Here is a 12,818-nt window from a genome sequence, read left to right as displayed (position 1 = left end):
TTCGTCACGCGGTGCCGCCGGGGCGGCGGGGTGGGTTACGGCGGGTACGGCTGCGTCGGGCGGCGGCGCGCAGCGCGGCGCGGGCCAGCTCCGGCCGGTCGGCGGCGCCGTCGAGGCTGGCGGCGAGCGCCCGGATGGTGGGGTGGCGGAAGAGGTCGAGCATCTTGATCGAGCGGCCGGTGGCGGCGGTCAGCCGGGCGTGCACGGCGGCCAGGGCGAGCGAGTGGCCGCCGATGTCGAAGAAGTTGTCGGTGACCCCGACCTGGTCGCGTTCCAGCACCTCCCGCCAGATGCCGGCGATCAGCTCCTCGGTGTCGGTCAGGCCGTCGGGGCCGGCCGGCAGCACGCCGCGCGGTGGCTCGGCGGCCGCCACGCCCATCGCGCCGAGCTGGGGGGTGGCCACGGTCGGCCGGGGCAGTTCGGCGGCCACCCGGTCGGCGGGGGTCTCCGGCGCCGCGGCCAGCGCGCCGACCAGCGCCACCAGGTCGGCGAGCAGCCCTTCGACCCGCTCGGCGTCGAACAGGTCCGGGTTGTAGACCACCTCGACGCCCCAGCGGTCGTCCCGCTCTACGACGTAGACGGTGATGTCGAACGGCGAGCCGGGCTTGGGCACGGCGACCGGCTCGGCGGTCAGCCCGGCCAGCGCCAGCCGCGGCGGGGCGAAGTTCAGCACGTTGAACAGCACCTGCACCAGCGGGGCTCGGGAGGTGTCCCGACCCACCCCGAGCGCCTCGACGATCTTTTCCAGCGGCGCCCCCGGGTGGGCGGTCACCTCGTGCAGTTCGGTCGCGCACCGCTCCACCAGCTCGGCGAAGCTGGCCGCGCCGCCGCGTACCCGCACCGGCACGGTGTCGATGAAGAAGCCGACCACGTCGTCGAAGGCGGCCAGCCGCCGGTCGGCGACGATCGCACCGAGCACGTGGTCGTCACCGCCGGTGAGCCGGCGCAGCAGCTCACCGAAGCCGGCCAGCAGCACCGCGGCGACGGTGGTGCCGCGCCGCTCGGCCAGCGCGCGTACCGCGCGGTCGGTCGCCTCGGGCAACCGCACGGCCGCCTCGGCCCCGGCGTAGGTCGCCACCGCCGGCCGGGGCCGGTCGCGGGGCAGTTCGAGGACGGTCGGCGCGTCCCGCAGGTGCTCGCGCCACCAGGCCAGGTCCGGCGCACCGCGGTGCCGGTCCCGCTCGGCCCGCCACACCGCGTAGTCGGCGTACGTGGCGGCCAGCGCCGGCAGCCGCGGCGGGTCCCCGGCGACCGCCTGGGCGTACGCCGCCGCGAGGTCGTCGTAGAACAGCTTCTCGGACCAGCCGTCGAAGACCGCGTGGTGCAGGGTGATCGCCAGCACGTGCTCGTCCACGCCGAGCCGGTAGACGGTCACCTGCCAGGGCGGCCCGGTCGCCAGGTCGAAGGCGTGCGCCGCGCCGGCGGCCAGCATCGCGGCCAGCTCCGCCCCGGCGTCGGCGCCGCCGGTCAGGTCGACCACCGGGACGGCCACGTCGGTCGGCTCCTCGCGGACCGCGTACGGCACGCCGGCGGTCTGCGGGATCCGCCAGCGCAGCACGTCGTGCCGCTCGGCGACCGCGCGCAGCGCCGCGCCGAGGGCGGCGGTGTCCAGCGGGCCCCGCAGCCGGTGCGCCACCGCGATGTTGTACGGCGCGCTGGACGGGGCGAGCTGGTCGACGAACCAGAGCCGCCGCTGCGGCGGGGAGAGGGTGGGTGGGTTGCCGGTGGTCAGCCCGTCGGCGTCGGCGGGGGCCGCGGCGCGGACCCGCTCGACGAGCCCGGCCAGGGTGCGGGCGGTGAAGACGTCCCGGGCGTCGACCTGCCGGCCCAGTTCGGCGCGGAGCGCCGCGACCAGCCGCATCGCCGCTATCGAGTTGCCGCCGGCGGCCAGGAAGTCGCTGGTCGGGTCGGGCGCGGCGCCGAGCAGCCGGCCCCAGATCCGGGCCACCGCCGCCGCCACCGGCTCGTCGCCCGCGGCCGGTCCGGTCGACTCGGCCGGCTCGGCCGGCTCGGCCGGGCGGCCGGCAGCGGCCAGCGCGCGCAGCGCCGCCCGGTCCAGCTTGCCGCTGGTCGGGCTGACCGGCAGCTCGGCCAGGCGCAGCACCCGGGCCGGCAGCATCGCGGCGGTCAGCCGGGGTCCGGCGTACGCCCGCAGCCGCTCGTCGTCCGGGGCGTCGGCGGGGGTGAGGAACGCGACCAGCTCGGTGCCGGCCGGACCGGGCACCGCCTCCACCGCCACCCGGTCCACCCCGGGCAGGTCGGCCAGCACCGCCTCCACCTCGCCCAGTTCGATCCGCTGGCCGCGGACCTTCACCTGCCGGTCGGCGCGGCCGAGGTAGACGATCCGCCCGTCCGGGTCCTGCCGCACCAGATCGCCGGTGCGGTAGAGGCGCTCCCCGGGCAGGTCCGAGAACGGGTCGGGGACGAACCGCTCGGCGGTCAGCGCGGGCCGGTTGAGGTAGCCGTTGGCCAGACCGGGGCCGCCGATCAGCAGCTCGCCGGTCTCCCCCGGCGGCACCGGGCGCAGCCGCTCGTCCACCACGTACGCCCGGTGGTTGGGCAGCGGGCGGCCGATCGGCACCGGGTCGCGTTCGGTGGCGGTCAGTTCCCCGCTGACCGCGAGCACAGTGGTCTCGGTGGGCCCGTAGCCGTTGAGGAAGAGCCGTCCGGGCGCCCAGCGGGCGGCCAGCTCGGCGGGCACCGCCTCCCCGCCGCAGAGCACCACCCGCCAGGCCGGCAGCTCCGCCGGGTCCAGCATGGACAGCACGGTCGGGGTGATGAACCCCCAGTTCACCTCGTGCGCGGCGATGAACCGGGCGAGCCGCACCGGGTCGGCCCGGTCGTCGGCGCCGAGCAGCTGGACGGCGCCGCCCAGCAGCAGCGGCAGGAACAGGTCCATGGTGGCCGCGTCGAAGCCGAGCGAGGCGATGCCGAGGCTGCGCACTCCGGCGTCGGCGCCGGTCAGCGCGGCGCAGCCGGTGACGAACTCGACAACGTTGCGGTGGGTGGTGAGCACCCCCTTGGGCCGGCCGGTGGACCCGGAGGTGAACAGCACGTACGCCGGGTCGCCGGGGCGCGCCGGGCAGGGGGCCAGCGGGGCCGGGCCGGGCAGCCCGACCGCCTCGACGCCGGGCACGTCGCCGAACTCCGCTTCGGCCGCGTCGCCGACCACCACCGTCACCCCGGCGTCGGCGGCGATCTCCCGCAGCCGCCGGCGCGGCCCGCCCGGCTCCAGCGGCACGTAGCAGCCGCCGGCCAGCAGCACGCCGACCACGGTCACCACCAGGTCGGGGGTGCGGGCGCCGCAGACGCCGACCCGGGTCTGCCGGCCGACGCCGCGCTCGCGCAACGCGGCGGCCACCCCGGCGGCCCGGGCCAGCAGCTCGGCGTAGCTGAGCCGGGTGTCCCACTGGCGCACCGCTACCGCGTCCGGGGTGCGGGCGGCCTGGGCGGCGATCAGCTCGGCCAGCGTCGCGTCCGGCCAGGAGAGGCTCTCGCCGTGCGCGGCGCTGATGGACAGGATGTCGGTCACCCGTTCACTCCCCGGTGGCTCACTGGATCGGTGATCTGCATCCGCAGCTCGCTGACGTAGCCGCGGCCCTGCACGTCGGTCACCCAGGCGTCCGCCGGGTCCGGCAGCAGCTCGCTGACGGTGACCGTGACCTCCGGGCCGGTCTTCGCGGCGGCGTCGACCATGGCGCAGAGCGACTGGGCGTGCAGCGGGCCGGTGAGGTCGACGTAGCAGGGCTTGACCTCGGTGCCGACCTTGACGAAGACCCGCTCGGGCAGCCCGAGCCGGGCCCGCCAGCGGCGGACCGCGAGGAACCGCTCGGCCTCGCCGGTGACGCCGGCCAGCCCGGTCTCCGCCACCGTGGTCCGCCAGGTACGCCGGGCAACGACCAGCCGGTCGATGGTGATCCGGGGCGTGTGCGGGGCCGGGGCGAGCAGCTTGAACGCGTCCAGCAGCAGCGCTCCGAGCAGGGTGGCGAAGATCTCCATAACCGGCCAGCGGGTGCCGTCGGGCAGCACCGCCACCCACCCGTCGGCGCTCGGCTCGACCAGTGCCTCGGTGGCCCGGACCAGCCGCTCCACGTCGGCGCCGTGCGCCGTGTCGATGCCGAACTGCCGGTCGGCGGGGCCGTCGAGCGCGTACGTCATCCGGGTGGTGGTGCGGGGGAAGCTCTCCGGATAGAGCACCCGGGCCCGGGCCGGGCCGAGGTCCGCGTCGAGCGCGGCCCGCAACGCCGCCGGGTCGGGGTGGAACGGGGTCAGCACCGCGCTGTCGAACGGGACGTACGCCGGGTGCAGCTCGCCGAGGACGAGCAGGACGTCGCCCCGGTCGACCGCGTCCAGCCCGGTGGCGCTGACCTGCACGTCCGGGCTGTGGATCCGGGCGGACGGCCAGCCGGGGCGCTCGGCACCGAACAGCGCCCGGGCCCGCTCGGCCAGGTCGGCGCTGCGCAGCCGCAGTTCCGTCTGGTCGGGCGCGACAGTGTCCAGGCCGACCAGCTCGGCCCAGCGGGCGGTCAGTTCGGCGCCCGCGCTGGCGATCGGGCCGTCCGGGGCCAGCAGCAGCCCCTGGGCGAGGGCCCAGACGTCGGCCAGCCGCACCGGCCCGTCGCCGCGCAGTTCGGCGTGCAGCTCGGCCACCAGCCGCTCGCCGGCGGCGCCGACCTCGGCGGTCAGCCAGCGGGCGGCGGTCAGCACGATCGCCAGCGGCTCGGCCAGCGCGTCCAGCACCCGGGAGCCGACCGTGACCGCCAGGTCGCGGGCGGTCTCCTCGTAGAGCACCGTGCGGCCCGCGTACATCTGCCCGGCCTGGCGGGTGGCGGGCCGGCCGGTGACGGCGGTGAACTCGGTGTTCAGCGCGGCCAGGGCGGCGCCGAGCCGGTCCGGGTCACCGGCGGCCGCGGCCACCGCGTCGCGCGCCGTGCGCAGCCGGTCGAACGCGGCGGCCACCTCGGCGCGCACCGGCGGGTCGCCGATCGCGGCGATCCGCTCCGCCAGCACGCGCTCGGCCGCGGGGCTCACCGGCAGGCCGGCGTCCCAGGTCAGCAGGCTCCGCTCGACCAGCCGGTCGAGCAGCAGGTAGCCGTCGTCCGGGCTGCGCAGCTCCCCGTCGGCGCAGAGCCGCCGCACCAGCTCGATCGCCGGGGTACGCCCGTCACAGGCGGCCAGCAGCCGCGCCTCCACGGCGGACAGCTCGGTCGGCGGCAGCAGCGGCCGGGTGACCTGCCGGCCGGACAGGCTCAGGTGCGGCGGCAGGACCGGTGCCCACCAGCGCCGCACCGCCAGGTCGTCGGCGAGCCGGTCGGCGTACGCGATCAGCGCCCACGCCTCGAAGTGGACCTCGCGCCGGGACACCAGCGCCGGCCCGGGCCGCAGCCGGGTGCCCGGCTGGTCGGGGTCGAGCCGGCCCCAGCAGACCGGCCCGAAGAACCCGATCGTCTCGGCCTTGCCGCAGTAGCGCTGCCAGTAGCGCAGCAGGCTCAGCTCGCGCTTGCGGCGGCGGACGTTGCGGACCGCCGGGTCGGTGCGCAGCAGGCCGTCGAGCGCGATCAGCATCTCCGGGTTCTGCCAGGTGACGGCCTCGCGCAGCAGCGGGTCGGCGGCGATCTCGCCGCACACCGCCGAGCTGTCGGCGAGCGCCGCCGCGAACGCCTTGTCGAACAGGTCGGCGGTGTCCTCCCCGGCCAGCAGGGCGTCGGCGTCGGCGGCGACCTCCGGGGCGGCGAAGGCGTCCAGCCCGGCGGCCGGGAAACCGGCGGTGCGCAGCACGACGTCGCGCCACACCGACCAGCCGGTGTCGCCGAGCGGGATCCGGTGGCTCATGCCGGCACTCCGCTTCGCTCCGTGCCGCCATGAGGCACCAACGCGCTGCACCGATGATTCACTCGCTGACGCTCGCTCATCGAGCGGCCTCCCGCTCGTCGGCGTCCACGATGTGCAGCCGCAGCTCGCTGAAGTAGCGCCGGCCGGCCGCGTCCGGCACCCAGGCGTCGGCCACCGTGGGCAGCATCTCGCTGACCACCAGCGAGGTGTCGTCGCCGCCGTCGCCACGGGCGGCCCGCACCATGGCACAGAACATGTTGCTGAACGCCGGGCTGCTCAGGTCGACGAAGCAGGGCTTGGTCTCGGTGCCGAGCTTGACGTAGACCTGCTCGGGCAGGCCGAGGCGGCGGCGCCAGTCCCGGACGGCGAGGAACCGTTCCCGCTCGCCGGTGACGGCGGCCAGACCGCTGTCGCCGACCGTGGTCCGCCAGGTCTGCCGCGCCACCACCAGCTCGCCGAGGGTGATCCGGGGGGTGTACGGCGCGGCGGCGACCAGCTTGAACCCGTCCACGGCGTGCGCGCTGAGCAGCGGGGAGAAGACCTCGGTCAGGGTCCAGCGCTGCCCGTCGGGTGCGGTGGCGAAGAGCTGGCCGTCCTCGTCGACGACTGTCAGGTCCACCGTGGGCAGCACCCGGTCCGGGTCGGCGCCGGGCGCGGGCGCGAAGGCCAGCTGCCGGTCGGTCGGCCCGGCCAGCGCCTCGGCGACCCGGCTGGTACGCCGGGGCCAGTCGGTCGGGAAGAGCAGCCGGATCCGCCGCTCGCCCAGGTCGGCGGTGAGCGCGTCGCGCAGCCGCCCCACGTCCGGGTGCGCCGGGGTGAAGACCTGGCAGTCGAAGGACGCCCAGGCGGCGTGCAGCTCGCCGAGCACCACCGTGTAGTCGCCGCGGGCCAGCGCGTCCGCGTCGGCGGCGCAGATCTGCAGGTCGGGGCTGTGCAGCCGGGCGTTGGGCCAGGCCGGCCGCTCAGCCGGGAAGACCTCGGCGACCCGGGCGGCGAGGTCGGCCACCGGCAGCCGGACCTCGGTGGTCCCGGGCGGCAGCGCGGCCAGCCCGAACAGTCCGGCCCAGCGGCCGGCGAACTCGGCGGCGACCGCGTCGACCGGCCGGGTCCCGTCGCCCCAGAACAGGCCCTGCGCGAGGAACCACAGGTCGGACAGGGCCACCGGGGCGCCGCCGGACTCGGCGCGCAGCTCGTCGTGCAGCTCCCGGAACGCCGCACCGTACGCCCGCTCCAGCGCGCCGACCAGCCAGCGGGCCGCCTGGAGCAGCACCGCGAGCGGGGCGGCGATCCGGTCCAGCAGCGGCTGGCCGAAGACCACGTCGAGGTCGCGGCTGGTGTCCTCGTAGCAGAGGGTGCGGCCGGCGTACATCTGGCCGGCCCGGCGGCGCGGCGGCTGTCCGGTCAGCTCGGTGAAGGTGGCGTCCAGCGCGTCCAGGGCGGTACGCAGCCGGTCCGGGTCGCCGGCCGCGGCGGCCACCGCGTCCCGGGCGGCGCGGAGCCGGTCGAAGCCGGCGCGGGCGTCCCGCCGCGCGGGCTCGTCACCGATCGCGTCGATCCGCCGCCGCAGCACGTCCTCGGCGTCCGGGCTCACCGGCAGCGCCGCGTCCCAGGTGATCAGCTCCCGCTCGACCAGCCGGTCCAGCAGCGCGTAGCCGTCCTCCGGGCGGCGCAACCCGATCGCCGGGTCGGCGACCAGCTCGCGGGCCGGGCGCCGGCCGTCGGCGGCGGCCAGCAGCGCCGCCTCCACGCCGGTGATCGGCACCGGCGGCCGGCCGGGCCGGCGGACCGCCCGGTCGGCGAGGCTCAACTGCGGGGCGAGCATCGGCGCCCACCAGCTGCGCACCGCCAGGTCCTGGCCGATCCGGTCGGCGTAGGCGCTCAGCGCCCAGGACTCGAACCAGACCCAGCGGCGCCGGGTCAGGCGGGGGCCGGGGCGTACGTCGGCGGTCTCCGGGCGGGCCGGGTCGAGGGTGACCCAGCAGCTCGGACCGAAGAAGCCGACCGTCTCGTTCTTGCCGCAGTACCGCTGCCAGTACTTGAGCAGGGCCCGTTCCCGGTCGCGGCGGCGCACGTTGCGGGCCGGGTCGGGGCCGCCGCGGGCGAGGCCGTCCAGGGCGAGCAGGGCGCCCCGGTTCTGCCAGGTGACCGCCTCGCGCAGCAGCGGGTCGCCGGCCAGCTCGGTGAGCCGGCGGCCGGTCGCCGCCACCGCCTCGGCGAACTCCTTGTCGAACTGCTCCGCGCCGGCGCCGGTGGCCAGCAGCTCGTCGGCGGCCGCGGCGGCCGGCGGGGCGGCGAGCAGGGCCAGCCCGTCGGCGGGGAACCCGGTGGTGCGCAGGATGGCGTCCCGCCACACCGACCAGCCGGTGTCGCCGAGCGGCACCCGGTGCCCGCCGGGCAGCACCGCGCCGGCCCCGGCTCCGGACAGACCAGCGGTGGCGGATGCCTCGGTGCCGGACGGACCGGTGGGCACTGCTGTGTCCGTGCCGGACCGATCGGCCGCGGCGGTCGCGGGCATGTCCGTGTCATCGAGATCCGGGGAGGCGAGCGCCGTGTCGAGGTCGGCGCGGATCAGGGCGAGCAGGTCGGGCAGCCGGTCGTGCAGGAAGAAGTGCCCGCCGTCGACGTCGTGCAGGGTGAAGCCGGCGGCGGTGTGCTCCCGCCAGGCCGCGCTGTGCGCCCGGGTGACCGCCCGGTCGTGCCGGCCGCTGAACGCCACGATCGGCACCGGCAGCGGCTCCTCCGGGACGTAGCGGTAGCTGTCGACCCGGCCGAAGTCGGCGCGCAGCAGGGGCAGCAGCAGCTCGACCAGCTCCGGGTGGTCGAGCAGCTCGGCCGGCAGTCCGCCGCCCGCGCCGAGCCGGCGCAGCAGCTCGTCGTCGTCCACCCGGGAGAGTCCGTCGAAGAGGCTGGGCGCGGTGACGTGCGGGGCACGGGCGCCGCCGACGTAGAGCCGCAGCGGCAGCGGCAGTCCGGCCCGGCGCAGCTCGCGGACCACCTCGAAGCCGACCCGGCCGCCCATGGAGTGGCCGTAGACGGCGTACGCGCCGGTGGTGCGTTCGGCGATGGCGTGCGCGACGTCGGCCACCCGGAACCGCGGGTCCTCGCTGATCCGGTTCTCCCGGCCGGGCAGCTGCACCGGCAGCACCTCGACGCCCGGGCCGAGGCCGTCCTGCCAGCGCCGGAACGCGCTGGCGCCCGCGCCGGCGTAGGGCAGGCAGAACAGCTGGACCGGTGCCGGTTCCCGGCGGCCGGCGGAGACGAACCAGTTCACCGCGCGCCTTTCTGAGGGGGGTCGATCCAGTACCGCTGGCGCTGGAACGGGTAGGTGGGCAGCCCGGTACGCCGGACCGTGCCCTCGGGGTGCAGCGCCGCCCAGTCCACGTCCCGGCCGGTGACCCAGGTGGCGGCCAGTTCACGCAGCTCACCTGCCGGGCCGGCCACCCGGGCGTCGGTGCCGAGCAGCTCGTCGAGCGCGGCGACGGCGCCGGCCGGGTCGGTCGCCACCACGGCCGCCCGGCAGCCGAAGGCCCGCCGGCCCAGGGCCAGCGTGGCGGCCACCTCGGCCAGTACCGGGCTGGTGCCGGCGAGGTGCTGGCGCAGCCGGGTCAGCGCCGCCCGCAGCGCGACCGGGTCCCGGGCCGAGACCGGCAGCAGGTACGCCGCGGCGTCCGGGGCGTCACCCGGCTCGGCCGGTGGCGGCTGCTCCACCACGACGTGCGCGTTGGTGCCGCCGACGCCGAACGAGCTGACCCCGGCGACCCGGCGCGCCGCGTCGGGCCAGTCCCGCGCCTTGGTCGGCACGTAGAACGGGCCGGCGGCCAGGTCGACCTCGGGGTGCGGGCGGTTGAAGTGCAGGTTCGGCGGGATCACCCCGTGCTGCACGGCGAGCACCGCCTTGATCAGCCCGGCGATGCCGGCGGCGGCGTCCAGGTGGCCGATGTTGGTCTTCACCGAGCCGAGCGCGCAGGTCTCGGCGGGACCGGTGCCCGCGTACACCTCGTGCAGCGCGGCGACCTCGATGGCGTCGCCGAGCGGCGTGCCGCTGCCGTGCGCCTCGATGAAGCGGACCTCGCCGGGCGCGACCTCGGCGGCGGCGAGCGCGTTGGCCACCGCGGCGGCCTGCCCGGCCGGCCCGGGCACGGCGAAGCCGGCCCGGTCGGCGCCGTCGTTGGTGACTCCCCAGCCGGGAAGCACCGCGTAGATCCGGTCGCCGTCGGCCTGCGCGTCGGCGAGCCGGCGCAGCGCCACCACGCCGACGCCGGAGCCGAAGCCGGCGCCGTTGGCCGCCTCGTCGAACGCGCGGCACCGGCCGTCCGGCGAGGCCAGCCCGCCGGGGGTGTGCCGGTAGCGGGGCCAGGTGACGTTCACCCCGCCGGCCAGCGCGATGTCGCACTGGTAGTCGGCCAGGCTCTGGGCGGCCAGGCAGACCGCGACCAGCGAACTGGAGCAGGCGCTCTGCACGGCGACCGCCGGCCCGGTCAGCCCCAGCCGGTACGCCACCTGGCCGGGCAGGTGGTCGGTGAACTGCCGGCCGACCAGCCGGGCCTCCCAGTCGTCCGGGTCGACATCGCCGACCACCGCTGGGTTGTCCATGAGGTGGAACAGGAAGTAGCGATTGGCCGAGGTGGCCGCGTAGACCCCGACCAGCCCGGGGAAGCGGGCCGGGTCGTGGCCGGCGTCCTCCAGCGCCTCCCAGGCGGTCTCCAGGAAGAGCCGGTGCTGCGGGTCGGTGCGCGCGGCCTCCTGCTCGCCGAAGGAGAAGAAGCCGGCGTCGAAGTCGGCCACCCCGTCCAGCCGGCCCGCCGCCTTGACGTGCCGGGGGTCGGCGCGCAGCCGGGAGCCGATGCCGAGGGCGGCCAGTTCCTCGTCGGTGTGGTCGTGGATCGAGTCGACGCCGGCGCAGAGGTTCCACCAGAAGGTGGCCACGTCGGGCGCGCCCGGGAACCGGCCGGCCAGGCCGACCACGGCGATCTCGTCGCCGGTGTACTCGCGGGCGGCGGTGGTCGGGGCGGCCGGCGGCGGCATCGGCGCGCGCACCGGCTCCAGCGGCGCGTCGAGCAGCCGGGCCTGGTCGGCCACCGTGGGGTGGTCGAAGAGGCGCAGCAGGGGCAGCCGCACGCCGAACCGCTCGGCCAGCCGCTGCTGCACCTGACCGAGCAGCAGGGACTGCCCGCCGACGTCGAAGAAGCTGGCGGTGCGGGCCACCGCGGCACGGCCGAGCACCGCGCACCAGATGTCGTGCACGATCCGCTCGGTGGGCGTGGTCGGGGCCTCGCCGGGCGGCACGTCCGCCGCCGGGTCGGGCAGCGCCCGCTCGTCGATCTTGCCGGTGACGGTGAGCGGGAACTCCTCGACCACCACCACCGCGCGCGGCAGCGCGTAGTCGGGCAGCCGCCGGGCCAGCGCCGCGCGCAGGGCCGCCGGGTCGAGCGGCCCGCCGGCCGGCCGGGCGTACGCGAGCAGCTCGCCGTCGCGGGCGATGGCGCGGACCGCGGCGACGCCCGGCTGCTCGGCGAGCACCGCCTCGATCTCGGTCAGCTCGACCCGGAAGCCGCGTACCTTGACCTGCCGGTCGAGCCGGCCGAGGCAGACCAGCTCGCCGCCGGGCAGCCGGTCGGCCAGGTCGCCGGTGCGGTACGTCGGCACCCCGTCCGGGTCCACGCCGAACCGGTCGCTGTGCTGGTCGAGGTAGCCGGGGGCGAGGTGCCGGCTGCGCACCACGAGTTCGCCGTCGGGGGCCAGCCGCAGCTCGTAGCCGGGCAGCGCGGTGCCGATCGGCAGCGGCCCGGTGGCGGCCGGGTCGGCCGCGGCCAGCGGCAGCGCGTACCGGGCCGCGAAGGTCAACTCGGTCGCGCCGTAGCCGTTGACCAGCAGGCCGTCCGGGGCGAACCGGTCGCGGCCCCGCGCGGCGTCGGCGTGGGTGGCCTGCTCGCCGCCGAGCAGCACGACCCGGACGTGGTCGAGCCGGCGCTCGCCGAGGGTGTCGAGCAGGAACCGGTAGACGGTGGGGGTGGAGTGGTAGACGGTGACCCGGTGCCGGGCGAGCTGCTCGACGGCGTGCGCCAGGCCGTGCCGGCGCAGCTCCACCGGGACGACCGCGGCGCCGGCGAGCAGCGCCGGGTAGAGGTCGGGGATGGCCGCGTCGAAGCTGAACGAGGCGAGCAGGCTGAGCCGGTCGGCCGGGCCGAGGTCGAGCGTGGCGATCTGGTTGTCGACGACGTGCAGCAGGTTGCGGTGGGTCTGCCCGACCGCCTTGGGCACGCCGGTGGAGCCCGAGGTGAACAGCACGTACGCCAGCGCGTCCGGGTCGATCGGCGCCGGGCGCAGCGGGGCGGGCGGCGGGGCGTCCACGGTGAGCACCCGCACGTGCGGCCGGTCGGCGGTGAGCCGGCGGGCCGCCTCGGCGTACTCCGCTCCACTCAGGACGGTACCGACGCCGGCGGCGGCGAGCATGTGCCGCAGCCGCTGCTCGGGGAACCCGGGATCCAGCGGCACGTACGCGCACCCGGCCGCGAGGGTGCCGAGGATGGCCGCGATGGTGGGCGCGCCGTGCGCGGTGAGCAGGGCGACCCGGTCGCCCGGCCGGGCTCCGGCGGCGGCGAGCGCCGCGGCGTACCCGCCGGCCGCACCGGCCAGGTCGGCGTAGCTGAGCTGTTCGGACTCGCCGAGCACAGCCGGCAGTTCGGGACGACGGGCGGCGACAGCGGCGAAACGATGGATGACCGTCGATTGTTCCATGTCAGACTACGGAGGTCGCCCCGCAACAGGACAGCACACAGCGTTCGACAAGGCTGATCATGATCCCCCCCAGGACTTCACATTGGATTGAGCATATGGCTCAGTACCTGGGAAGAAAGATCATCGATTAGAGTCGGGCCGAAGAGCCGAACGGGCCCTCGGACGAGGGACGGAGAAAATCGTCCGATCATCCCCCTAGCGCGTAGAGGAATTACCGCCTAAGGGTCTACCGTCAAGTAATCTTACGG

At 76.7% G+C, this 12,818-nt stretch carries 4 protein-coding genes; all 4 read right to left on the bottom strand.

Annotated elements, in window-relative coordinates; genetic code table 11:
• Positions 1-4: 4 nt before the first annotated feature.
• The 4 genes from SM577_RS20095 to SM577_RS20080 all read right to left on the bottom strand — a co-directional run bounded on the left by SM577_RS20095 (position 5) and on the right by SM577_RS20080 (position 12,570).
• A complete protein-coding gene (locus SM577_RS20095) occupies positions 5-3,532 on the bottom strand; it encodes an amino acid adenylation domain-containing protein (protein ID WP_474587697.1) in 3,528 nt (1,175 codons plus the stop codon).
• A complete protein-coding gene (locus SM577_RS20090; RefSeq protein ID WP_474587696.1) occupies positions 3,529-5,832 on the bottom strand; it encodes a lantibiotic dehydratase in 2,304 nt (767 codons plus the stop codon). The genes SM577_RS20095 and SM577_RS20090 overlap by 4 nt, the downstream gene beginning before the upstream one ends.
• 76 nt (positions 5,833-5,908) lie before the next feature.
• Positions 5,909-9,103, bottom strand: coding sequence for a thioesterase domain-containing protein (locus SM577_RS20085; protein WP_474579669.1), 3,195 nt, complete (start codon positions 9,101-9,103; stop codon positions 5,909-5,911).
• Positions 9,100-12,570: an AMP-binding protein gene (locus SM577_RS20080; RefSeq protein ID WP_474587695.1), complete on the bottom strand. Its 3,471-nt coding sequence runs from the start codon at positions 12,568-12,570 to the stop codon at positions 9,100-9,102. The genes SM577_RS20085 and SM577_RS20080 overlap by 4 nt, the downstream gene beginning before the upstream one ends.
• Positions 12,571-12,818: the final 248 nt, after the last annotated feature.

The organism is Micromonospora desertarenae (genome assembly GCF_056150265.1).
The sequence above is the reverse complement of the archived record's forward strand: the minus strand, read 5'-3'. Positions and strand labels throughout refer to the sequence as shown.